Source organism: Rhizobium sp. P44RR-XXIV (assembly GCF_001999485.2).
In the GTDB taxonomy this organism is placed as follows: Bacteria; Pseudomonadota; Alphaproteobacteria; order Rhizobiales; family Rhizobiaceae; genus Rhizobium.
Genome location: NZ_MPVZ02000024.1, coordinates 60,954 through 83,951 on the forward strand (window position 1 = coordinate 60,954; position 22,998 = coordinate 83,951).

Annotated in this window: 25 protein-coding genes and 1 pseudogene; 10 read left to right on the forward strand and 16 right to left on the reverse strand. The window is 60.5% G+C overall.

Translation table 11 applies throughout. The annotated features are described in order from the left end of the window. Positions 1 to 30: 30 nt before the first annotated feature. Positions 31 to 564, reverse strand: a complete 534-nt coding sequence (locus tag BSK43_RS04170) for a gamma-glutamylcyclotransferase (RefSeq protein WP_077471752.1) — start codon at positions 562 to 564, stop codon at positions 31 to 33. 52 nt (positions 565 to 616) lie between these two features. On the opposite strand from BSK43_RS04170, the gene BSK43_RS04175 reads away from it, so the two are divergent. Further along, complete coding sequence (locus tag BSK43_RS04175; RefSeq protein WP_077471753.1) at positions 617 to 1,630, forward strand: DUF2125 domain-containing protein; 1,014 nt, start codon at positions 617 to 619, stop codon at positions 1,628 to 1,630. A 4-nt stretch (positions 1,631 to 1,634) separates the two neighbouring features. Here the strand turns inward: BSK43_RS04175 and BSK43_RS04180 are convergent, their stop codons facing one another. The 4 genes and pseudogenes from BSK43_RS04180 to BSK43_RS04195 all read right to left on the reverse strand — a co-directional run bounded on the left by BSK43_RS04180 (position 1,635) and on the right by BSK43_RS04195 (position 4,973). After that, positions 1,635 to 2,063 (reverse strand): GNAT family N-acetyltransferase, encoded by a 429-nt coding sequence (locus tag BSK43_RS04180; protein WP_077471754.1) that lies wholly within the window; start codon positions 2,061 to 2,063, stop codon positions 1,635 to 1,637. 27 nt (positions 2,064 to 2,090) lie between these two features. Next, positions 2,091 to 3,020 carry a prephenate/arogenate dehydrogenase family protein gene (locus BSK43_RS04185; RefSeq protein ID WP_077471755.1) on the reverse strand — a complete coding sequence of 310 codons (930 nt, stop codon included), beginning with the start codon at positions 3,018 to 3,020 and terminating at the stop codon, positions 2,091 to 2,093. Beyond that, positions 3,017 to 4,126 carry a histidinol-phosphate transaminase gene (gene hisC / locus BSK43_RS04190; RefSeq protein ID WP_077471756.1) on the reverse strand — a complete coding sequence of 370 codons (1,110 nt, stop codon included), beginning with the start codon at positions 4,124 to 4,126 and terminating at the stop codon, positions 3,017 to 3,019. Before hisC ends, BSK43_RS04185 begins: the two co-directional genes overlap by 4 nt. A 102-nt stretch (positions 4,127 to 4,228) precedes the next feature. Further along, a pseudogene (locus BSK43_RS04195) lies at positions 4,229 to 4,973 on the reverse strand (class I SAM-dependent methyltransferase). Positions 4,974 to 5,062: 89 nt separating this feature from the next. Between BSK43_RS04195 and gloB the strand changes: the two are divergent. The 3 genes from gloB (at position 5,063) to BSK43_RS04210 (ending at position 7,550) form a co-directional block, all read left to right on the forward strand. Beyond that, complete coding sequence (gene gloB / locus BSK43_RS04200) at positions 5,063 to 5,833, forward strand: hydroxyacylglutathione hydrolase (RefSeq protein WP_077471757.1); 771 nt, start codon at positions 5,063 to 5,065, stop codon at positions 5,831 to 5,833. Beyond that, a complete protein-coding gene (locus tag BSK43_RS04205; protein ID WP_077471758.1) occupies positions 5,833 to 6,258 on the forward strand; it encodes a cupin domain-containing protein in 426 nt (141 codons plus the stop codon). The genes gloB and BSK43_RS04205 overlap by 1 nt, the downstream gene beginning before the upstream one ends. Before the next feature lie 134 nt (positions 6,259 to 6,392). Then, complete coding sequence (locus BSK43_RS04210) at positions 6,393 to 7,550, forward strand: alpha/beta hydrolase-fold protein (protein ID WP_077471759.1); 1,158 nt, start codon at positions 6,393 to 6,395, stop codon at positions 7,548 to 7,550. 20 nt (positions 7,551 to 7,570) lie between these two features. On the opposite strand, the gene BSK43_RS04215 is transcribed toward BSK43_RS04210, so the two are convergent. Then, positions 7,571 to 8,470, reverse strand: a complete 900-nt coding sequence (locus tag BSK43_RS04215; RefSeq protein WP_077471814.1) for an EamA family transporter — start codon at positions 8,468 to 8,470, stop codon at positions 7,571 to 7,573. A 140-nt stretch (positions 8,471 to 8,610) separates the two neighbouring features. After that, entirely contained in the window at positions 8,611 to 9,387 is a 777-nt protein-coding gene (locus tag BSK43_RS04220) for a DUF3108 domain-containing protein (RefSeq protein WP_077471760.1), read from the reverse strand. A gap of 237 nt (positions 9,388 to 9,624) precedes the next feature. Here BSK43_RS04220 and rpmB point away from each other — a divergent pair, with 237 nt between their 5' ends. After that, on the forward strand, positions 9,625 to 9,927 hold the full coding sequence (gene rpmB, locus BSK43_RS04225; protein ID WP_077471761.1) for a 50S ribosomal protein L28: 303 nt from the start codon (positions 9,625 to 9,627) through the stop codon (positions 9,925 to 9,927). A gap of 117 nt (positions 9,928 to 10,044) precedes the next feature. Then, positions 10,045 to 10,680: a queuosine precursor transporter gene (locus BSK43_RS04230; protein WP_077471762.1), complete on the forward strand. Its 636-nt coding sequence runs from the start codon at positions 10,045 to 10,047 to the stop codon at positions 10,678 to 10,680. Positions 10,681 to 10,812: 132 nt separating this feature from the next. Here the strand turns inward: BSK43_RS04230 and BSK43_RS04235 are convergent, their stop codons facing one another. From BSK43_RS04235 to BSK43_RS04250, 4 genes are all read right to left on the reverse strand, one after another. Continuing rightward, positions 10,813 to 11,877 carry an esterase-like activity of phytase family protein gene (locus tag BSK43_RS04235; RefSeq protein ID WP_077471763.1) on the reverse strand — a complete coding sequence of 355 codons (1,065 nt, stop codon included), beginning with the start codon at positions 11,875 to 11,877 and terminating at the stop codon, positions 10,813 to 10,815. Between the two features lie 38 nt (positions 11,878 to 11,915). After that, complete coding sequence (gene cobT / locus BSK43_RS04240) at positions 11,916 to 13,817, reverse strand: cobaltochelatase subunit CobT (protein ID WP_136686726.1); 1,902 nt, start codon at positions 13,815 to 13,817, stop codon at positions 11,916 to 11,918. Between the two features lie 17 nt (positions 13,818 to 13,834). Next, entirely contained in the window at positions 13,835 to 14,824 is a 990-nt protein-coding gene (gene cobS / locus BSK43_RS04245; RefSeq protein ID WP_068389242.1) for a cobaltochelatase subunit CobS, read from the reverse strand. Between the two features lie 308 nt (positions 14,825 to 15,132). Further along, a complete protein-coding gene (locus BSK43_RS04250) occupies positions 15,133 to 15,753 on the reverse strand; it encodes a J domain-containing protein (protein WP_068389070.1) in 621 nt (206 codons plus the stop codon). A gap of 106 nt (positions 15,754 to 15,859) precedes the next feature. Between BSK43_RS04250 and BSK43_RS04255 the strand changes: the two genes are divergently transcribed. After that, on the forward strand, positions 15,860 to 16,147 hold the full coding sequence (locus tag BSK43_RS04255; RefSeq protein ID WP_068389069.1) for a BolA family protein: 288 nt from the start codon (positions 15,860 to 15,862) through the stop codon (positions 16,145 to 16,147). Positions 16,148 to 16,199: 52 nt separating this feature from the next. Here BSK43_RS04255 and BSK43_RS04260 read toward each other — a convergent pair whose 3' ends face one another. From BSK43_RS04260 to BSK43_RS04280, 5 genes are all read right to left on the reverse strand, one after another. Next, positions 16,200 to 16,784 carry a mobile mystery protein B gene (locus tag BSK43_RS04260; RefSeq protein ID WP_077471766.1) on the reverse strand — a complete coding sequence of 195 codons (585 nt, stop codon included), beginning with the start codon at positions 16,782 to 16,784 and terminating at the stop codon, positions 16,200 to 16,202. Then, positions 16,784 to 17,245: a mobile mystery protein A gene (locus BSK43_RS04265; protein ID WP_077471767.1), complete on the reverse strand. Its 462-nt coding sequence runs from the start codon at positions 17,243 to 17,245 to the stop codon at positions 16,784 to 16,786. The genes BSK43_RS04260 and BSK43_RS04265 overlap by 1 nt, the downstream gene beginning before the upstream one ends. A gap of 185 nt (positions 17,246 to 17,430) precedes the next feature. Beyond that, on the reverse strand, positions 17,431 to 18,741 hold the full coding sequence (locus BSK43_RS04270) for an HlyC/CorC family transporter (protein ID WP_077471768.1): 1,311 nt from the start codon (positions 18,739 to 18,741) through the stop codon (positions 17,431 to 17,433). After that, the gene (aroB, locus tag BSK43_RS04275; RefSeq protein ID WP_077471769.1) at positions 18,741 to 19,871 is read right to left on the reverse strand and encodes a 3-dehydroquinate synthase; all 1,131 of its coding nucleotides are present in this window, start codon (positions 19,869 to 19,871) and stop codon (positions 18,741 to 18,743) included. The genes BSK43_RS04270 and aroB overlap by 1 nt, the downstream gene beginning before the upstream one ends. Then, positions 19,868 to 20,461 carry a shikimate kinase gene (locus BSK43_RS04280; RefSeq protein WP_077471770.1) on the reverse strand — a complete coding sequence of 198 codons (594 nt, stop codon included), beginning with the start codon at positions 20,459 to 20,461 and terminating at the stop codon, positions 19,868 to 19,870. The genes aroB and BSK43_RS04280 overlap by 4 nt, the downstream gene beginning before the upstream one ends. 158 nt (positions 20,462 to 20,619) lie before the next feature. Between BSK43_RS04280 and BSK43_RS35020 the strand changes: the two genes are divergently transcribed. The 3 genes from BSK43_RS35020 to BSK43_RS04290 all read left to right on the forward strand — a co-directional run bounded on the left by BSK43_RS35020 (position 20,620) and on the right by BSK43_RS04290 (position 22,775). Then, complete coding sequence (locus BSK43_RS35020; protein WP_034481806.1) at positions 20,620 to 20,787, forward strand: hypothetical protein; 168 nt, start codon at positions 20,620 to 20,622, stop codon at positions 20,785 to 20,787. A gap of 14 nt (positions 20,788 to 20,801) precedes the next feature. Next, positions 20,802 to 21,758: a site-specific tyrosine recombinase XerD gene (xerD, locus tag BSK43_RS04285; RefSeq protein ID WP_077471815.1), complete on the forward strand. Its 957-nt coding sequence runs from the start codon at positions 20,802 to 20,804 to the stop codon at positions 21,756 to 21,758. 63 nt (positions 21,759 to 21,821) lie between these two features. Then, a complete protein-coding gene (locus BSK43_RS04290; protein WP_077471771.1) occupies positions 21,822 to 22,775 on the forward strand; it encodes an acetyl-CoA carboxylase carboxyltransferase subunit alpha in 954 nt (317 codons plus the stop codon). The last annotated feature ends 223 nt before the right edge of the window (positions 22,776 to 22,998 follow it).

The following is a 22,998-nucleotide window of genomic DNA, read 5'->3' on the forward strand; positions in this document are numbered from 1 at the left end:
GCCTGCGGCAATATCATGGGAGGCGCCGGCTCAGGATGCCTCCCGCATCCTGTCGATCTCGCCGGCAACCTGCTCCAGCCAATGATCGCGAATGCCCATCTCGCGCAGATGCGCCAGCGTATTGAAGACATAGGCATCGTTCGGGCCGGATTGGCCACTGGCGGACTCGACGATATGGGCGGCCTCCATGGCATCCAACGCGCCGGCATATTGCCTGTGCGCACGATCGACGACATAGGCAACCGCCGTCACCCGACGCCCATCGGCGAGCCGGATGGCCGTCGTCCTCTCCAGATAGACATTGGTTACAAGCTCGCGCTCGCGCAGATAGGACAGGACCTCATCCCACGCCGCAGCCGAGACGCGAAACGCCATGCCGCGGCAGGAGCCGCCGCGATCGAGGCCAAGGACCAGACCGGGGCTCGCCTCGCTGCCGCGATGGACCCAGGAATGCACACAAAGCGAACGGCGGTAGCCGAAAACAAGCGCCTCGGCCTTTTCCTCATACTCGAAGCCGGGATTCCACATGAGCGATCCGTAGCCAAACACCCAAAATTCGTCCATATCCAACGCCAAATCAGTGTGAGAACTTTCAGTCCAACCATTGGAGAACAACATGGCAGCGTCAAGCCAGAGCGTAGCGACCGGCCGAGGCAAACGTCTTTGGATCGTCGTGCTAGGTCTGTTGATAGTCCTTGCCGCGCTCTATACCGGAGGATGGTATTACGCGACCGGCTTCGTCAGAGCCAACGTATTGAAGGCGCTCGGCCAGCAAAATAGCGCCGGCATTGCCGGCAAATGCGAGAACATGGCCTTCAGCGGCTTCCCCTTCTCCATCGGATTGACCTGCGACACGGTGACGGTCGATAACCAGACCCGGGGCGTCTCGGCCAACTTCGACACGCTGAGCGCCTCTGCGCCGGTCTTCCAGCCCAACCACGTCGCCTGGAACCTGAAATCACCGGCCGAGCTGCGGACGACCGAAGGCCTGACGATCTCGGCCGAATGGACGGACCTGCAATCCAACTTGGTCGCCCACGGTCGCGGCGTCGCGCAAAGCCAGACTGTCATCGACGGTCTGAAGGCAGGCATTGTCTCCTCCTTCACTGGCCAGAGCGCCAACGTGACAGCCGCCCATACCGAAATGCACGCCAATCAGAATGGCAGCGATCTCGATTTCGCAATCGGCATCGAGAACGCCAACGCCGTGATCAAGGATTTCCCGCAAACGCTGCCGACCGCCTCGACGAGCGCCAGCGTCACGCTGACGGGCAAGGCCGGCCTGCTCGACGGCAGCGATCGTGAAGGTCTTCGCGGAGCCGCAGGCGTGCTGCACCAGGCCGTCATCGATATCGGCGACGGTCGTGTCATGACGCTCTCCGGTCCTTTCAACTTCGACAGTGATGGATTTTTGTCCGGCCAGTTCAAGCTGGAGATAAACCAGATCGGACCCTGGGGCGATAGCTTGACGGCGACGCTCCCGGCTGCCAAGAGCATCATCAAGACAGCCACCAAGATGCTGAAGGCTCTTGCAAGCGGTGCCGACAAGGTCTCCGTCGACCTCACAGCCGATCGCGGCCGTCTCTCGCTCAGCGGTTTCATTCCGCTCGGAAAAATCCCGCCGATCTGATGCGCTACGGCTTATCCTCTCCGGAGATATCCTTCAGAAAGAATATCTCCGGGCTCGGCTGAACCGCGCGGAAATCGATGCTGCCGGCGGCGCGAAAGCCGTTGCGGCGATGCCAGGCCTGCGGTTCGGCTTCGGCCCACTCGCTGGAGGTCATCAGGACCTCAGCGCCTTGCGCGATCATCGCGCTCTCCCATACCCGGAACAATGCCGTCCCGACACCGGAATGGCGGTGTGACGGCAGCACGCGGATCATGTCCATATAGGGTATCTTGCCCCAGAAGCGGCTGAAGCGCAGAAAGCCGACCGGCAAATCATCCTGCTCGGCAAGCAGATATTCTGCGGACTGGATACAGCGCGTGATCCAGTCCTCACTCACATCATCATGCTCGGAGAGCCAGGCAATGTCTTGTGGGCGACCGTCTCTGATGATCATGGGCAACCCTCCCTTCGAGCGGAGCGCCTACTTCTTCGTGTCCAGCGCGTGGCGGCCGAAATCCGGCACGTCGACGTCCTGGCCCGCCTCGACGATCGAGCGACGAATGGCGCGGGTGCGGGTGAAGAGTTCGAAGATCTTGTCGCCATCTCCCCAGCGGATGGCGCGCTGCAGCGACGCCAAATCCTCGGAGAAGCGCGACAGCATCTCAAGGATGGCATCGCGATTGTGCAGGCAGACATCGCGCCACATAGTCGGGTCGGATGCGGCAAGACGGGTGAAATCGCGGAAGCCGGAGGCCGAATATTTGATGACTTCCGACTCGGTCACCGTCTCCAGATCATCGGCGGTGCCGACGATATTGTAGGCGATGAGATGCGGCAGATGCGAAACGATCGCCAGCACCTTGTCGTGATGCTCGGGATCCATCTCATCGACGCGGGAGCCCAGCGTTTGCCAGAATTCGCGAAGTTTCCTGATCGCAACCTCATCGGTGCCGGGAACGGGCGTGAAGATGCACCAGCGCCCTTCGAACAGCCCAGCAAAGCCGGCGTCCGGTCCGGATTTCTCCGTACCCGCAAGCGGATGGCCCGGAATGAAATGCACGTTGGCCGGCATATGCGGCTGCATCTGCGCGATGACGGACGCCTTGGTGGAGCCGACGTCGGTGACGATGGCTCCCGGCTTCAGATGGGCCGAAATCTCCTTGGCAACGCTTTCGGAGGCTCCCACGGGCACGGAGACGATGACGAGATCAGCATCCTTGACCGCTTCGGCCGAGGAGGGTGTGTAGCGGTCGCCAAGCTTCAGCTCCTCGGCGCGCTTCAGCGTCTCGCTGCTGCGGGTCGAGACCACCACTTCCTTGGCAAGGCCGAGGCGCTTGATATCGTGAGCGATGGAAGAGCCGATCAGGCCGATGCCGATCAGCGCGATACGGTCGAACTGGATCGTGCTCATGCCTTGCGTCCCATAAATTCGGTCAGGGTGTCGATGAGGCCGAGATTGGCCTCTTCGGTGCCGATGCTCATGCGCAGCGAATTCGGGAAGCCATAGGCGCGCACGGCCCGGACGATGTAGCCGCGGCTGGTAAGAAAATCATCGGCTTCTGTCGCGCGCTTGCCATCGCTGTCGGGGAAATGAACGAGAACAAAATTCGCAACCGACGGCGTCACCTTGAGGCCGATGGCCTCAAGCGCAGAGGTTACCTTTTCGATCCAGAGCGTGTTGTAGGCAACGGCCTTCTCGGTGAAAGCCTGGTCGCGGATGGCAGCAGCACCCGCAGCGATGGCGGCGCCGCTCAGGTTGAACGGCATGCGCACGCGGTTGAGAGCATCGACAATATCGACCGGTCCGTACATCCAGCCGATGCGAAGCGCCGCCAGGCCGTAGATCTTTGAAAAGGTGCGCGTCATCACGACATTCTGGTTACCGGAGACGAGCTCGAGACCGGCCTCGTAATCGTTGCGGCGAACATATTCGGCATAGGCTGCGTCGAGCACGAGGATAACATGCTTCGGCAGGCTCGCCTGGAGGCGGCGAATCTCGCTCACCGGAACATAGGTGCCGGTCGGGTTAGCCGGATTGGCGATGAAGACCATCTTCGTCTTTTCGGTCACGGCCGCGAGGATCGCATCGACATCGACGGTGCAATCCTTCTCCTTCACGGTAACCGGCGTCGCGCCCGCAGCCATCATCTGGATCTTGTAGACGAGGAAGCCATGCTCGGTGATGATGCCCTCATCACCAGTATCGAGATAGGTGTGGCAAAGCAGGCCGAGCAGCTCGTCCGAGCCGTTGCCGCAGAGGATGTTGGCGACGTTCAATCCATGCACGTCGGCGATCGCCTGGCGCAATTCCTTGGCCTGCCCGTCCGGATAACGCTCCAGATGCCCGGCAGCGCTGTGGAATGCCTCAAGGGCACTCGGGCTGGCGCCAAGCGGCGTCTCGTTCGACGAGAGCTTGAACACGCGCGCAACGCCCGGTGCATGCTCCTTGCCCGGCACATAGGCTGAGATATCGAGAATACCGGGACGCGGGGCGGGCTTGCTCATTTCCATGCTCATGGGATCGACCTTGGGAAGGGCCGGAAACTTCCGGCTTGAAACACCCCGTCGCATTAATGCGGATTGACAAATTTGTCGAGTGTCAGCGCCTTGCCGACCGCATCAAGGCCCGTCGCGCGTCGTCGGTATGCCGCGCGGCGCCAGCACCGGCACGAAGACGCGGCGTGAAGCGCGGACGGCAACCGGCAGGCCCTGATAGAGCCGCTTCTGTGCCTCGACGATGATCACACCGGAAAAGGCAGGCCATAGGGTACGGCCGACCCTTTCGAAGGCGCGGCGCAGGCTGAGCACGGTACGCAGCTTGGAGGGCGGAAAGAACAACGCCTCGGCCGTTGCGCCCGGCGTGAAATTTGTTTCCCGTCAGCAGCGACGTCAGCGGGCCGCGCGAATAGGGCCGGCCGGAGCCGAAAGGCGTGTGTTCCATGCGCGCCCAGACGCCACGGCGGTTCGGCACGGCGATGACAAGCCGCCCACCCGGCGCCAGCACCCGCCATAGTTCCTTCAGCGTCTCGCGCGGGCTTTCGGCGAACTCGAGCGAATGCACCATCAGCACCCGGTCGATCGAACTGTCTGGCAGGGGCAATTCTTCATCGAAAATCAACGCCGTTGACGATGCCGAGCCCAGCGGCCAGTTCACCGCGCCCTGCCCTGCCGGCATGAAGGCGAAGGTGCGTTCGGTATCGGCGCGGAAGCGGTCGAGATAGGGAACGGCATAGCCGAGGCCGACAAGGCGCTCCTCCGGCATGCGTGCCCAAATGGAGGAAAGCGCCATGGCAATGGACTGCTCCGCCAAGCGACCAAGCTCGGAATGATAGAACTGACGGAGATCGACAATATCGGCGTGCATCGAAACAAATGTTATCAGCCGAGCGTTGGACTTCAAGGCCGAACGGCTTACATTCTGTAGCAACCCAAAAGACGAGGACGATTTCGATCATGAAACCATTGGAATTAGAGATTTTTATCTGCCGTTCCGACAATTACGGCGTCTTGGTCCATGATCCGGAAACCGGATCGACTGCATCGATAGACGCCCCCGAGGCGGATGCCATCCTGAAGGCGGCCAATCGCCGCGGCTGGACGATCAGCCATATCCTGACGACCCATCACCACAACGACCATGTCGAGGGCAACCTGGCGCTGAAGGAACAGTTCGGCTGCCAGATCATCGGCCCGATCAATGAAGCCGTCGCCATTCCCGGCCTCGACAAGGCCGTCGGCGACGGGGATACCTTCGAGTTCGCCGGTCACACCATCAACGTGATCGAGACGCCCGGCCACACGGCGGGCCATGTCTGCTATCATTTCGTGGATGACAAGCTGCTCTTTGCCGCCGACACGCTGTTTGCGCTAGGCTGCGGCCGGCTGTTCGAGCGCACGCCTGCCGACATGTGGGCCTCGCTGCAGAAGCTTGCCGTGCTGCCGGATGAGACAGCCGTCTATTTCGGCCACGAATATACGCTCTCCAATGCCCGTTTCGCGCTGACGATCGACCCCGACAACGAGCGGCTGAAGGCGCGCGCCGCCGATATCGAGGCGCTGAGGGCGGAGGGCAAGTTCACCATCCCGACGACGCTGGCGCTGGAGAAGGAAACCAACCCCTTCCTGCGTGCCGCCGATCCCTCGATCCGACGCCACTTGCTGATGGAAAGCCGCAGCAACGAAGAGGTTTTCGCAGAAATCCGCAAGCGCAAGGACAATTTCTGATGCAGGTGAAAGAGATCATCGAAACGCTTTCCATGCAGCGACATCCGGAAGGCGGCTGGTACGTGCAGACCTTCCGTGACGAGCAGGGCGGCGCTCGCGGCCACTCCACGGCGATCTATTATCTGCTTGAAGCAGGCGATCGCTCGCATTGGCACAAGGTCCGCGACGCCGCCGAGGTCTGGCATTACTATGCCGGCGCTCCCCTCGCGTTGCATCGCTCCGCCGATGGCAAGGTGAGCGAGCGGCTGGTGCTTGGCCTTGATCTCGCAAAGGGCGAGCGTCCGCAGGCGATCATTCCAGCCGACTGGTGGCAATCGGCCGAGAGCCTCGGCGAATTCACGCTCGTCGGCTGCACGGTATCCCCGGGCTTTGAATTTTCGAGCTTCGAGATGGCCGCACCGGACTGGAAACCCACCTCCAGTTGAACCTTTTCCACCTTTCATCGGCATCACGCAGGATGCGGCCAGACAACACTGAGTAGCAGCCTTGAAAAAGTTCGGGGCTGTCTCAGCTTTACACGAGGAGAGAGAAGATTGGTCCACCTGGAGGAGGTTTCTTCGTGCGTTTGTTGTTTCCTTTGCTCGTCGCGGCAGGCTGTGTCATGAGCGCACCTGTCCTTGCCCTTGATGCACCGGCCTCGCCGCCGGCCGAACAGCCTCTGAAAAACTTCGTCACATCTGTCGAAAAAGACGGCTCCATCACCTTCCGGCTCTATGCGCCGTCAGCAAAGGCGGTTTCGGTCGCCCTTGGGTCGCGCGATCCGCTAGCCATGCAGAAGGGTGACGATGGCACCTGGAGTGTGAAGACCGAGATCCTGAAACCCGATCTCTACGAATACTACTTCAACATCGACGGCTTCCGCAGCATCGACACCGGCACCAATGCGCCCAAGCCGCAGCGGCAGGTCAATACCAGCCTCATCCTCGTGCCGGGCAGCATTCTCGATATCCGCAACGTGCCGCATGGCGACCTCAGGCTGGTAACCCTGCATTCCAAGGCACTGAAATCGGAGCGGCAGATGTATGTCTACACGCCGCCCGGCTATACCGATGCCTCCAAGCCATTGCCCGTGCTTTACCTCTATCACGGCTTCGGTGACACCGTCGGATCCTGGGTGGCGCAGGGCCGCGCGCCGCAGATCCTCGACAATCTCCTTGCCGAAAAGAAGATCGAGCCGATGATTGTGGTCATTCCGGACACGGAGACCGATATACCGGAAGCCATCGCCGAGAACTTCCCCGGCGCCGACCGTCGCAAGGATTTCTATCCCGCCAATGCGGAGGCGGCCGATCGCGAACTGATCGAAGATCTCATTCCCTACATGAAAGCCCATTACCGGGTGCGCAACGATGCCGACGGTCGCGCCGTCGTGGGTCTGTCACAGGGCGGATACCAGGCGCTCGTCTCCGGCCTGTCGCATCTCGGTACCTTCGGTTGGGTTGCGACCTTCAGCGGCGTCAGCACGACCACGGTGCCGAACAAGGCGGTCGATGCCGCGCTCAACGAGCCGGCCAAGATCAACAAGACGCTACGCAACTTCACGGTGACTGTGGGAAGCAAGGATCAGGTCGTCGGCAAGGATGTGGCCGGCCTCAAGGCGGTGCTCGAGGAAAAGAAGATCACCCACGAATACCACGAGTATCCGGATCTCCAGCACGAGATGGACGTCTGGCGTCCGTCGCTTGCCGCCTTCCTGGAAAAGGTCTTCAGGAAATAGCCGGAATGGCTGCGGCGGAGCTATTCCGCCGCTTCCGCCTGCGCCGAGCCGGCACTATCCCGGCGCAGGATCATGCGATGCGCTGCCAGCACCGCCCCACCGGTGACCAGCAGGCAGGCAAGCGCAATACCCCAGCTCGGTTCGGCAAAGCCAAACAAGGTCAGGATCAGCGTTGACAGCAGTGGCGCGGCATAGCTTGCCGCACCGAGAATCTGGATATCGCCGTTCTTGATGCCGAAATCCCAGGCGTAAAATGCCGCGCCCACGGGGAAGAGGCCAAGACCGAGCACGGCAACCCACTGCGTCGGGCTCTCGGGCCAGATCGTCTCCTCCAGGCCGAGATGGCAGACGAAGGAGAGGATTGACGTCACAAGGCAGAAGATGGTGACGACATCGGTCGACACCGCCTCGAAACGGCGCGTGATCAACGAATAGCCGGACCAGGTAAAGGCGCAGAGCAAGGCCGCGCCATAGCCAACGGCATAGGCGCCCTCGAAATGGAAACCGTTGCGGCCGACGATCAGAACCGTGCCCGCCAGGCCCATCAGCGCGCCGATGATGTGATACCAGCGCAGCCGCTCGCCCGGCAGCAACGCCGAGCCGACGACGATCAGCAGTGGCCAGAGATAGGCGATCAGTCCCGCCTCGACCGCCGGCGCGTGGCGCAGCGCCGTAAAATAGAGGAAGTGATAGCCGAACAGACCGACAATGCCTGTCATCCAGACCTTTGCCCGCTGACGGAGCAGCCGCAGACGCTCCGGCCTCAAAGCCAGGACGACAATGCCGGGAATGCTGCCGATGGCAAAGCAGATGGCCAGCAGCTGAAACGGCTGCATCTTGCCGGATGCTACCGTCAAAAGCGCCAGAAACGACCACATCACGATGGCCGAGAAACCCGTCAATGTCGCACGAAACTTCAATTCCGCCCCCAAGACAAACGCCACGGGCATCCCCGGCCCGCTAGAGCAATTCCGGGAAAAATGCGCAGTCGTGCTCTATCCGGAATTGCGTGGAAACAACGGTAGGGCGGTCAGGCGATTCTGTGAAGCTCTTTGCGACCCTAGCTGCCGTATTTCACGGCGGTAATCGTCACCGTTCCGTATTGCGTGGGTATGCGGACATAGACCGGAGCATATACATTCATGGCGTCGGCCTTGGCAAACCAGATCTCCATGCCGTCGCTCTTGGCGAGGTAGAGATAGTCCTTGCGCGTACCCTTGTAGCCGCCCTTCGGCGTAAAGCGGACGCCGCAGGCGATGGTCTTGCCCTTGAAACCCTCGGTCGAAAACGGGTGCGATCCCTTCGGCGACAATTTCAGATCCATACGCATCTCGCCGTCAAAAACAGCAAGCGTCTGATTGCAGAGATTGAGGCCGGGCGTGATCGGAAAGATCATGCCGGAAATCGGATCGAGCACCGATTTCAGATCGCTCGCACCGAGCGGAACCCAGGTGTCCGGCCGCTTGGGCTCCGGCGTGATCGTGTTCGACGTCACATTGCCGTTGGTATAGGCGACATCATAGGTACGCTCTCTCTTGCCGCTTTTGTAGAACAGCGAATAATGCGTTGCCTGAAGCTTGTTCTCGTTGACGACGCCCGTCACATCGGTTTTCGCATCGATCGACGTCACCAGATCCGCAAGGCCGGCGGAGGTTATATCACCACGGATCGTGAACTGCTTGCCCGTGACTTCGGTCTTGAAATCCGCTCTCGCAATCGGCAGGCCGGCGAGCGAGACGCGATACCGGGTCTCGTGCCGCAGCACATCGGCCAAGGCCAGGGATGGCATTGACGCGATGACGGCCGAAATAACAAGCCACTTCCGAATTTGAAACATGTTCAAGGCCTTCAACGAGGATCAGGCAAGATATATAGACACTATACTCGCCGGCTGCGAGTTCCACAGAACAGCAGCTTTTTGACGGAATTGCGGGAAAACACAAGGTTTGGCTTGACGCGGCCGGCCGCTCTGACTATAGAACCGCAACTTTCCAATTATGGCCCGTTGGATTGCGTGCCCGGTTTTGCCGGAAATGCTTATCCGATAGCCGAGAAAAACAAAAGTAGGTGTATCATGTCCCGCATGTGCGAATTGACCGGCAAGGCCGTCCTCGTGGGCAACAATGTCAGCCACGCCAACAACAAGACCAAGCGTCGGTTCCTGCCGAACCTCTGCCAGGTCACGTTGATCTCTGACGTTCTTGGCCAGCGTTACCGTCTGCGCGTTTCCGCTGCAGGCCTGCGCTCGGTCGAGCATCGTGGCGGCCTTGACGCTTTCCTTCTGAAGGCAAGCGAAAACGAACTCAGCATGCGCGCTCGCCTGCTGCGTCGTCAGATCATCAAGAAGACCGCTGAAGCTGCCGTCGCTGCTGCATAAGCAGCTCCAGCGCTTCGCGATATCATACCGGTTAAGAGGCTTGCACGGTTTATATCCGGACAAGCCTTTTTCCATGTCCGGTTTCCTCCAACTGGTGGCATCTCCCAGGATAAAAAAATGCTGACAGCGCGTCATACCCTTATCTACGTACTGCTGATGACGCTGGTCGTCGTCGCCTCCAACATCCTTGTGCAGTATCCGCTGCAGGCCCAGCTTGCTGGCATCAATCTCGCGGATATCCTGACCTGGGGCGCCTTCACCTATCCCGTCGCCTTCCTCATCACCGATCTGACCAACCGCCAGTTCGGCCCGAAGGCTGCGCGCAAGGTGGTGTTTGCCGGCTTCGTCGTCGGCGTCGCCCTGTCGTTCTATACCGCCCAGCCGCGAATCGCGATTGCATCCGGCTCGGCCTATCTGGCCGGCCAGCTGCTCGATATTTCGGTCTTCAACCGCCTGCGCCGCATGGCCTGGTGGCGCGCTCCTCTGTTCGGCTCGCTGATCGGCTCGATGCTGGACACGCTGATCTTCTTCTCCTTCGCCTTCGCGCCGTTCTTCGTATTCTTCGGACCGAATGATCCCTTCGCGATCGAATCGGCATCCATCCTCGGCGTTTTTGCGACGTCGGCACCGCGCTGGATTTCCTGGGCAATCGGCGATTTCTCGGTCAAGGTAACCGTCGGCCTCGTCATGCTTCTGCCCTACGGCGCTCTGATGAACATGCTGAAGCCGGTGCCACAGGCGCCCACGGCTTGATCAAGCGATAATTCCGGTAAGCCGCACAACCCAGAGCAATTTCGCTTTTCTTCGAATCGCGAAAGCGCTCTGTCTTTTTGCTTTTTACGCATTCCGGACGGAAAACCGCTGCGCACTTTTCCTGGAAATGCGCTAGTTCCGGTTGACGGCGTTTTCGTCATGCAGCCGGAATTCCAGCATCAGGCTGCGCTGCAGGATCGAGTGATTGTCGTCCGAGACGAGGATGAGGTGGAGGGAGCCATCCGCCGCGCGGAACACGTCGATCCCTTCCATATTGTCGATCTGCTCGCTGGTATCGGCCTTGAAGATCACCTTGCCGTCCACGACCGCATCCGGCTTGATGTCCGCGCCGGCAATGCGGCGGATACGCACGCCGAGCCCACGCGCCAGCCCGAAACGGCGCTCCAGCAGCAAGAGATCCCCATCGGGCAGAAAGACCCCGTCGCTGACATCAAAACCGCCGTAATGGCGCACGGTGAAGCGGCCATGCAGCGGCCCGTCGAGAATGGCCGCAATCATGTTGCCCTTGTCGTCCAGGCTGTCTTCCGTGACGATGACGGCGGCGCCGGCAAGCGGGCTCGACTGCGGCGCGATCATGAGCGCCTCGAGGCTGCGGTTGGAGCGCAGCTGCCATCTGGGAATGGGGATCGGCAGACTATCGTCCGGCGGCGAGATCTCGAATCCAGGATCCGGATAGACGTCGACGCGATGGTTCTGCTCGTAGCCGACGAGCACATGATTGCCACGCAAGGCTAGCCCCTCGGCATCCATCGCCCCCTTGCCGGCATCCGTGCCGCCGTAACGGTCGATCATAGGCATGATCCGTGCCTCGGCGATGCCCTTCAACCGGCCCTTGTCGTCGCGCTCTATCGTCCCCGTCAGCCAGTGGCCGGTATCCAGCACCGAAACGAATTGCCGTTGATCGGGACGAAGGCGGATGGCCGAAATGGCGCCGAGCAATGCATTGTCAGAGCTAAGCTCAAGACCGCCGAGAAATTCCAGCGCGCCGAACTGCGTTTCCTGCGAGCCGGGTCTGAAGCTGGAAATAGCGGTGGCGCGAATATCGGCCGGACCGCCGTCGTCGGCCTTGTCGCTGGGGTTACAGCCGCCGAGTATCACCAACATGGCGATGAGGCCGACGCATTTCATCGCGACGGACCGGCATCTGGAATCGGTATTGCCGATGGGAAAATGCATCGGCCGGCAGGCCGATGCGGAGAGAAACCCGAACGGGCTCAGCTTGCACGGCGCATGCGCGAACGCGGCATGCTTGCCTGATCCTCGAACAGCGAGGCCAGTTGTTCCGTCATGGCGCCAGCCAGTTCGTCGGCATCGACGATGGTCACGGCCCGGCGATAGTAGCGCGTCACATCGTGACCGATACCGATCGCCAGCAGCTCGACGGGGGACCGGGTTTCGATCTGATCGATAACCGCCCTCAGGTGCCGCTCCAGATAATTGCCGGGGTTGACCGACAGCGTCGAATCGTCGACCGGCGCGCCATCCGAAATCATCATCAGGATACGACGCTGCTCACGGCGACCGAGAAGACGATTATGCGCCCAGATCAGCGCCTCGCCGTCGATATTCTCCTTGAGCAGGCCTTCGCGCATCATCAGGCCAAGATTGGCGCGAGACCGCCTGTAGGGCTCGTCGGCCGACTTGTAGATGATGTGGCGCAGGTCGTTCAACCGGCCCGGCGTCTGCGGCTTGCCGCTGGCAAGCCATTTCTCGCGCGCCTGCCCGCCCTTCCAGGCCTTGGTGGTGAAGCCGAGGATCTCGACCTTCACGCCGCAGCGCTCCAGCGTGCGCGCCAGAATATCGGCACAGGAAGCGGCAACCGTGATCGGCCGGCCACGCATCGAGCCGGAATTGTCGATCAGCAGCGTCACCACGGTATCGCGGAACTGTGTATCGCGCTCCATCTTGAAGGACAGCGCCTGCGTCGGATCGATGATCAGGCGCGGCAGACGGGCCGGATCGAGATACCCTTCTTCGAGATCGAAGTCCCAGGAGCGGTTCTGCTGCGCCATCAGGCGGCGCTGCAGGCGGTTGGCGAGCCGCCCCACCGCACCCTGCAGATGCGCGAGCTGCTTGTCGAGGAAGGCCCTCAGCCGTTCGAGTTCAACCATGTCGCAGAGCTCCTGCGCAGTCGTGGTCTCGTCAAACTCTTCGGTATAGACGTGATAGTCGACCTTCTCGTTGAAGTCGGAGAAGGGCGTGTTCGGACGGCGGGTCTCGCCGGGCGTTTCCGAATCCTCCTCGCCTTCCTCGCTCATGTCGTCGTCGGAAATCTCGCCGCCGTCTTCCGTCGCGCCGTCGTCCATCTGCTCGTCGGAGGTTTCGCTGTCCTCGGCGGGTGCCGCGTCGGAGCCTTCGTCCTCATTGACGTCGTCGCTGCTCTGGTCTTCGCCGTTCGGCTTGTCCTCTTCGCTCTGCTGGTCTTCGCTGTCCGGGTCTGACTGTTCGTCGCCATATTCCTCGGCCATTTCCATGGCCGTCAGAATGTTGCGGATCGCGCGGGCAAAGCCCTGCTGATCGTTGATGGTCGAAATCAGCTTGTCGAGCTCGCCGCCGGTCTTGTCCTCGATGAAGGACCGCCAGAGGTCGAGCACCTTGCCGGCGCTTTCCGGCGGCTTCTGACCGGTCAGCTTCTCGCGCACGATCATCGCCATGGCCTCGCCGAGCGGCGCGTCCTCCTGGCGCTCGATGCCGGAGAAATTCGCCTTGGCGTATTTCTCCGAATTCATCGAGTTGATATTGGCGGCAACGCCGCTCATGCGCAGCGAACCGATGGACTCGACGCGGGCCTGCTCGACGGCATCGAAGATCCCGCGCGCATCGGCACCCTGCGGCGCCATGACGGCATGGACGCGCGCGCCGTGACAGGCAAGCCGCAGCGCCATCGAATCGCCAAGCCCGCGTGTCACCGCCAGCTCATGCGCCGTCGGCCGCTTCGAAAGCTCCGGCAGGCGGATGCGTTCAGCGGTCATTCCCGGGCGTTCGTTGGCGAATGCCACCTCGACCTCGGCATCGCCGGCGATCGAGCGCACACAGCCCGTGATCGCCCGGCGCAACGGCTCCATGTCCACCGGGGCGCCCGGCTTCGCTTTGGAATTGTCTCCGCGACCTGACATGATGTGTGGGTTCTTCCCTATGCTTCGAGCACGATGTTGGCGGCACTTTCCTTCAGCTCGATGCCGAAGGCGCGCTGATAGTGCTCGGCGACCAGCGGCCGCTCCAGCTCATCGCACTTGTTGAGGAAGGTGACGCGGAAGGCAAAGGCGATATCGCCGAAGATCTCCGCATTTTCAGCCCAGGTGATGACGGTACGCGGGCTCATGACGGTCGACAGATCGCCGTTCATGAAGGCCGCACGCGTCAGGTCGGCGACGCGCACCATCTTGGAGATCGCATCACGACCCTTGTCGTTCCGGAAGGATTTCACCTTCGCCAGCACGATATCGACTTCGACATTGTGCGGCAGATAATTCAGCGTCGACACGATCGACCAACGGTCCATCTGGGCCTGGTTAATCTGCTGCGTGCCGTGATAGAGGCCCGTGGTATCGCCGAGACCGATAGTGTTGGCGGTCGCGAACAGACGGAAAGCCGGGTGGGGACGGATGACGCGGCTCTGGTCGAGCAGCGTCAGGCGGCCCGACGATTCCAGCACGCGCTGAATGACGAACATCACGTCCGGGCGGCCGGCATCATATTCGTCGAAGACGAGCGCGACATTGTGCTGGTAGGCCCAGGGCAGGATGCCGTCCTTGAACTCGGTGATCTGCAGACCGTCCTTGACGACGATCGCATCTTTGCCGACGAGATCGATACGGCTGACATGGCTGTCGAGGTTGATACGCACGCAAGGCCAGTTGAGCCGCGCGGCAACCTGCTCGATATGCGAGGATTTACCGGTGCCGTGATAGCCCGAAATCATCACGCGGCGGTTATGGGCAAAACCTGCGAGGATCGCGAGCGTGGTCTCGCGGTCGAAAAGATAGTCCGGATCCAGATCGGGTACGTAGGCGCCGCCCTTGCTGTAGGCCGGAACGCGAATGTCGGAATCAATGCCGAAAACTTCACGAACCGAAACGGTGGTGTCGGGAACTTCGGAAATATCAAGGTCAATCTTGCTCATCATGTCTCCAGGGCGGGTGGCTCTCACCCAGCCATATCAATCTCAGCCGTTTGATCCGAAACGCCACGGCTTATTGCCCGCATCCGTTCGGTCGGAACAGCGGCGATACTTCTCCGGGACTAAAGCAAAATCTCGGCGCGATGAAATGATCGCTTGCGAGCATCCTTGAACAGAGCCCCGGACAAGAAACGCCGCGTCCGGAAAGTTGGCCGAGGTGCAGACAGCCAAATGCGCACCCTGCCGCGGTTGCCCACGGCTTCAGCCGATTTGGACCATACCTGATTGAAGGCGGAGAGCAAGGACAGGAATTAACAAAAACCGTTCTGTTTCAATAATTGATAGGCCTGTATGACCGCGCGGAAACGCTCCTCGGAGCCGCGGTCGCCGCCATTGGCATCCGGGTGATGCATTTTCACCAGTTCCTTGTAGCGACGCTTGATCTCCGGTGCTGCGGCGGTCGCGTTTAGCCCCATCGTATCGAATGCCTTCGCCTCCAGCGTCTTCAGCTTGCGCTGTTCCGGGAAACGCGGCCCGCGCCCCTGCCCCTGCCCTTCCTTGACGAAGCCGAAGGGATCGCGAACGCGGGAATAAGAGCCGGAGCGGATATCGGAGTGGAGCGGGCTGTTCTTGGCAGCCTTGTTGACACCCACCGTCCAGGTCGGACGATGGCCGGTGATGGCTTCCTTCTGATAGCGCGCGATTTCCCCGTCCGAGAGGCCGGAGAAATAATTGTAGCCCTTGTTGTAGTCCTTGACATGCTCGAAGCAGAACAAAAAGAACTGCCCTTCCGCATTGCGCCCGACCGGGGCGCGATGCGTACCGTGCTTTTCGCAGCCATCCCACTGACACGTCGGGGGGCCCGCCTCGGGCTCCTGCGGGCGTTTGCGGCGCGTGCGAATGCGATCGAAGTATTTTGAATCAAGTCCCATAGCGCCCTAATTATGGGGCCTCGATTGGCCCACAACAAGAATTGACAAACAGGAATGTTGCAGGCTTTGTGGGAACCTTTTTCGCCAGGGAGCTCGATGCGTGAATATGGAAACGACACTGCAATCACGCATTGAGACGAAGCTCAATGACGCTTTCGCCCCTGAGCGCCTCTCTGTCATCAACGAGAGCCACCTGCACGCCGGCCATCAGCCCGACATGACCGGAACCGGCGAAACCCATATAAGAATTCGCATCGTCTCCGCCAAGTTCGCGGGCATGCCGCGCCTTGCGCGCCACAGGGCGATCAACGAGCTTCTGAAACCGGAACTAGATGCGGGCCTTCATGCCCTGGCCGTGGAACCCGCCGCACCGGGCGAAGCTGTGCGCTGGTAATCCGATCGCTGCCGACATCGGAAAGCGCGGCCAAGCCGGTGTCAACGACGCACTATGCTCCGACAAAATTGAAAAGCGGCGCCATATTGCCAGCGTCTGCTGCTCGGAGAGCAAGGATATAGGCTTTTCGCCGCTCGCTGTCCGCCTGCATATCCACGCCGCTTGCCCATTCGATCGGCGGATGCCCGAAATAGTCCTTAAGGAAAATATCTGCGGCAATCCGAGCATGGCGGCCATTTCCATTCGGAAATGGATGGATCTGCACCATCCTGTGATGAAAGCGGGTGGCCGCCTCCTTTGGCGGAAAAACCGAATGCTCGGCCCAATAGCGCGCATCGTCCAGGAGAATCCGAACCTGGACGGCAATCTGAAGAGGGTCGATGCCGATATTTTTCTCAGTCAGACGATAAGTTCCCGCCCACGTCCAGACGTCGCCAAATAGTCTCTTATGTAGTGCCCTTACGAACTCGTCCGACAATATATTACCCGTTCGCCGCCTCTCGATCCATCGGAGACCGGCCGTAATATTGGCACTTTCAAGCTCATCGAGTTGAAGACGAGTCGTGATATGCTTGAATTTCAGTCCTTCGATGTCGTCAGCGCCAAGCGGCGTCGCTCCCTCCGGCTCCTGAAACATCAATCAGCCGCCCAGAGATCCGATGATCTTTTTTGCGCGAGCTCCTTGGCCAGGCTCTCGATCTCCTCATCGAGGATATCCGACGGCAGCGCCTGTTTCTCCAAAGCCATATGTGCGTTTGTCCGGCGAAGTATCGATCGTGCCTTCAGCCGCGCCTGATCCATGATCATCTCGTCAACCGAGCCCTTCGGCACGAAGCCATAGACGAAGCGCGCACCCATTGCTTCGGCGATTCTTTCCATCTGCCCGATGGAAATCGTTTTCGAGCGCTCGTTTTGTTCTGCCTGATAAATCGCACCTCGGCTTACCGCCAACCGTTCGGCGAGCTGCAACACGGACATCCCCAGCGCTTTTCTTGCAGTGGCTATCCAACCTTCCGGCGGCACGCTGCTCAAGAGCTGGCTCGCAGCCTTGTCGACCAATCGAATATATTGCTTCGCAACGGTTTTCTTGATGCTCATTGGCCAGCCGCCGATTGCTGTTTGCTTATCTAAAACTAGACAAATCTTTCAATTTTGTCTATCTATAATAGTACAAATTGTGAGAAAATGCGTAGCTGCAGATGAACAAACGCGGCGTGGATAAGGGGGGCGTGGCTTAGATCGAGTATTTTACGTGTGGAGACAATCGAGTCTAGTCGTCGAATCTACGCCGGCTTTATCTCTTCCGTTTCGGCGGGGCGAATGCGCAGCTTGGTGATGCGGTTCTTTTCCCGCTTCATGACGATGAAACGCTTTCCGTAGAAGGTGAAAGCCTGACGCTCTTCCGGGATGGTCATCGATTCATGGATGACGAGACCGGCGATCGTCGTCGCCTCCTGGTCAGGCAGGTTCCAGTCGAGCGCCCGGTTGAGATCGCGGATCGGCACGACGCCGTCGACCACGATCGAGCCGTCGGCCTCCTGCCGCACGCCCTGGATGTCGATGTCGTGCTCGTCGGCGATATCCCCGACGATCTCCTCCAGAATATCCTCAAGCGTCACGATGCCCTGCACCTCGCCATATTCGTCGACGACGACGGCGAAATGCTGCTTGCGGCGCAGGAAGGCGTTGAGCTGATCCTCGAGATTGGTGCTGTCGGGCACGAACCAGGGCTTCTGCGCGATCTTGACGATGTCGAGGTTTTCCGGCTCGACATTCGGCTCGGCCAGTGCCCTCAGCAAGTCCTTGGCATGCACCACGCCGATAATGTTGTCGATCGTGCCTCGCCAGAGCGGCATCCGCGTATAGGGACTGTCGAGAATGGCGCGCACGACCACCTCGGGCTGGTCGTCGGCATTGATGGCGCGCATCGCCGTGCGATGCACCATGATATCAGACAGTTCCAGCTCACCGAGATCGAGCACGCCGCCCAACCGGTCACGGTCGGCCTTGACCACCGACCCTTCCCGATGCAGCAGATCCACCGCACCGCGCAACTCGTCATGCGCCGAAAGCATCGACACCTCTTTCGAGAGGTTGACGCCGAAAACGCCGAGGATCCATCGGACGATGGCATTGACGAAGCTCGATACCGGACCGACGACGGCGACGAACAGCCGCACGGTACCGGCGACATTGAGCGCGAACCGGTCCGGCGTCGAAATGGCCCAGCTCTTCGGCAGGACTTCCGCGAAGATCACGAGAATGACGGTCATGGCGACGGTCGCGAGCGCGACGCCGGAGTTGCCAAACAGACCGAGGAACACACTGGTCGCCAGCGAGGACGACAGGATGTTGGCAAGGTTGTTACCGATCAGCAGAGCGCCAATCAGCCGGTCCCGGCGCTCGATCAGGCGACGGACGATGCCGGCATCCTGGTCACCATTGGCTTCCAGCGTATGGATACGGCTGCGCGACACAGCGGTAAGCGCCGTCTCCGAACCGGAGAAGAAAGCCGACAGCAATACAAGCACGACGATCGAGAGGATCTCGGGCCAATATTCGAACAATACAGCCAGCGTGCCCTCGACCGTCATCAGGGATGCTTTTCCTTCAGAAAACTCAGGACTTCGGAGGACGGCACATCATCGGCGACAAAGGACTGGCCGATGCCGTGGGTAAGGATGAAGGTGAGCTTGCCGCTCTTGACTTTCTTGTCCTGCGCAATCGCGTCCATCAGCGTCTCGGCGGGCGGCAGCTCGCCCGGTATATCACCCATGCGTGTCGGCAGGCCCACGGTCTTCAGATGGGCCTCGACGCGCTTTGCATCATCCGGGCTTGCCAGATTGAGGCGGGCGGAAAACTCATGCGCAAGCACCATGCCGATGGCAACGCCCTCACCATGCACCAGCCGGCGGCTGTCATAGGCGGTGGCGGCTTCGAGCGCGTGACCAAAGGTGTGACCGAGATTGAGCAGTGCGCGCGGCCCGTTTTCGCGCTCGTCGGCAACGACGACATCGGATTTCGCCTGGCAGCTCGCCGCAATCGCCTCGATGCGGGCGGCACCACCGGCAAACACATCTTTCCAGTTGGCTTCGAGCCAGGCGAAGAAATCCGGCTTGTCGATCAGACCATACTTGGCGACTTCGGCATAACCCGCGCGGAACTCGCGTTCGCTGAGCGTATTCAGCACTTCGATATCGGCAAGTACCAGATCCGGCTGATGGAACACACCGACGAGGTTTTTGCCGTGATGGGTGTTGATGCCGGTCTTGCCGCCGACCGAGGAATCGACCTGCGCCAGAAGCGAGGTCGGAATCTGCACGAAGCGGACGCCACGGCGCACGATGCCGGCCGCAAAGCCCGCGAGATCGCCGATGACGCCACCGCCCAATGCGATGACCGCATCGTTACGCTCGACGCGCGCTGTCAGCACGGCATCGCAGACCGTCATCAGATGCTCGAAGCTCTTGGTCTTCTCGCCGGCCGGCAGTACGAGGCTGGATGCCTCGATGCCTGCTGCCGTCAGGCTGGCGACCAGGGCATTAAGATAGTGCGGCGCAACGTTTTCATCCGTGATGACAGCGGCCTTGCGGCCCTTCAGTCGCGCGGCAATCTCGCGCCCTGCCCGGGCGATCAGGCCAGGGCCGATGAGGATATCATAGGCGCGCTCGCCGAGAGGCACGCGCACGAGGCGTTCTGCGGAGGCCGCCGTAATCGCATTCATGGTGCTTTGCTTTCTGCTGTCTTTCCCTCGGCAACGGCAACAAGGACTTCCTTGGCCATGACTTCCTTGCTCACATCGCGGGACAGAACCGTGAGATCGGCTTCCGCATAGATCGGATAGCGCACGTTCATCAGGTCCTCGAGGGTCTGTTTTGGATTGTCGGTCTTGAGGAGGGGGCGCGTGTCCCGCTTGTTGACCCGATCCCAGAGAACCTCGAGATCGGCCTTCAGCCAGACGGAAAGGCTGCTGCGCTTGACATGAAACCGCGTGCCCTCGTTGATGAAGGCGCCGCCGCCGGTTGACACGACGCGTGGCCCGCCCTTGAGCAACCGCTTGATGACACGCGTTTCCAGCGCCCGGAACTCCAGTTCGCCATAGGCGGCAAAAAGCTCCGGGATCGTCATGCGCGACACGCGCTCGATCTCGGCGTCGGTGTCGACGAAGGGGATGCCCAGTTGCTGCGCGACCAGCCGGCCGACCGAGGATTTGCCTGCCCCCATCAATCCCACGAGGACAAGATTGCGCTGACCCAGCGCGGCGCGCGCCCTGTCTTTTAGGCTCTCTGCAAGGGTCAGGACTTGTTCACTCATCGGCCCATTCACAATTTCTTTGGAAACGGTATCGTCAAATGCGCCTGTAGCGTCAAGACGCCGCTCGCGTAAACATGTCTGCAATATCCTTCCGCTAACGCTTGTTGGGTATAATTAGTGCGTCGCCGGACCCATGCTGGGACGAGGAGAGTTTTCGAATGCCGACCCTGTTTCGCTTCCTTGTCATCTGCGCGGTGATCGGCGGATCGATATATGGGGCAATGTGGGCGCTCGCGCTCTTCGTCGATCCGCAGCCGCGCGAAATAACGATCCGCATTCCGCCGGAGCGCATCAATCCGCCGACGACCGGCTCGCTGAAGCCATGAACGCGAGGGCTGGCGTGAGAGATCTGAGCCGCGCGCATCTGGAGTCTTTCCTGGAAATGATGAGCGCCGAACGCGGCGCGGCCGTGAACACGCTGCAATCCTACGAGCGCGACCTTGAAGACCTCCATGGCTTCCTTTCCGAGCGCAGCGTCCGCATGACCGATGCCGGGCCGAGCGACCTCGGCGCCTATCTCTCCGGCCTCGCGACCCAAGGTTTCAAACCCTCTTCCCAGGCGCGGCGGCTCTCGGCCATGCGCCAATTCTATAAATTCCTCTACGCGGAAGGCCTGCGCACCGACGATCCCACGGGAATTCTCGATGCACCGAAAAAGGGCCGCCCCCTGCCGAAGACCATGGGCGTCGACGACGTGACGCGTCTTTTGACCCAGGCGGAACAGGAAGCAGCTGCGGATGGACCCGACCAGCTTCAGCGCCTGCGCATGCTCGTGCTGCTGGAACTGCTTTACGCCACCGGCATGCGCGTGAGCGAGCTCGTGTCATTGCCTGCGAAAGTGTTGGATCACGAAGGACGCTTTCTCATCATTCGCGGCAAGGGAAACAAGGAACGGCTGGTGCCGCTGTCACAGTCGGCCATATCGGCGCTGAAGGCCTATGGACGGCTGCAAACCGAACTCGCAGCGAATGCCAAGCAGTCCGCACCTGAAAGCCCTTGGCTCTTCCCTTCGGCCTCGCAGCAGGGCTATCTGGCGCGCCAGGTCTTCGCGCGCGATCTGAAAGATCTTGCCATCCGCGCCGGGCTGACGCCCTCGCTAATCTCGCCGCACGTCATGCGCCATGCCTTTGCAAGCCACCTGCTTGCCAACGGCGCGGACCTGCGCGTGGTGCAGGAACTTCTGGGGCATTCGGACATTTCGACGACACAAATCTATACGCATGTACTGGAAGAACGCCTTCATCAGCTCGTCCAAACGCATCACCCCCTTGCCAAACAGGCCAAAAAACAGGATTAGGACCGGCATAAGGGTTAAACCTGCCGTCTCTCGTTACGCGCAAAAGGATCGGAAACGCACCTCATGCACAATTATCTCGACTTCGAAAAACCCATCTCGGATCTCGAAGGCAAGATTCACGAGCTCAAGAAACTGGCGAGCGAAGACGAAAGCATCGACACTTCGGACGAAGTCGGTCGGCTTGAAATCCGCGTTCGCGAAGCGACGGCGGATATCTATTCCAAGCTCAACGCTTGGCAGAAGACGCAGGTGGCCCGCCATCCGCAGCGGCCGCATTTCGTCGACTACGCCAGTGCACTGCTCACCGAGTTCACGCCGCTGGCCGGCGATCGCAAATTTTCGGAAGATGCCGCCATCCAGGCGGGCTTTGCCCGTTTCCGCGGTCAGCCCGTGGCCATCATCGGCCAGGAAAAGGGCAACGACACCAAGACGCGCCTGAAGCACAATTTCGGCAGCGCCCGTCCCGAAGGCTACCGCAAGGCAATCCGCGTCCTGGAAATGGCCGACCGCTTCCAGCTGCCTGTTATCACGCTTGTCGACACGGCAGGTGCCTATCCCGGCGTTGGCGCCGAAGAACGCGGTCAGGCTGAAGCCATCGCCCGCTCGACCGAGATGTGTCTTGGCGTCAAGGTGCCGATCATCTCCGTCGTCATCGGCGAAGGCGGCTCCGGCGGCGCCATCGCTATTGCCACCGGCAACCGCGTCTACATGCTCGAACATTCGATCTACAGCGTGATTTCGCCCGAAGGTGCAGCCTCGATCCTCTGGCGCGATTCCACCCGCGCCAAGGAAGCGGCCACCAACATGAAAATCACCGCCGAGGACCTGAAAGGCCTCGGTGTGATCGACGGCATCATCCCGGAGCCGCTCGGCGGCGCGCATCGCGATCCGCAGAGCGTGATCGCCGCAACCGGCGACATTATTTCCAACGCGCTTGGCGAGCTTTCCAGCCGTACGGGCGAGCAGCTGCGCAGCGACCGTCGCCAGAAATTCCTCAACATCGGTCGTAATCTCTAAATGGCTTTGTGAAAATCCAATTGCGAAAAATAGGAATGAGGCCAAATCTTGGCCACATTCCTGTTATCGAAGCTTCTATGGCAAAGAAAAGCTTGCCGATACGACGCGAGAGCGTCATAGGCTGGTAAGGAATTTTCAAGTATAAGCCGTTTATGATTCCGTTTCATGCTTCGAGGGGAGTGGCGAAACAGATCGAGCTGCCGCTCTTCGCATTTATGGGCCA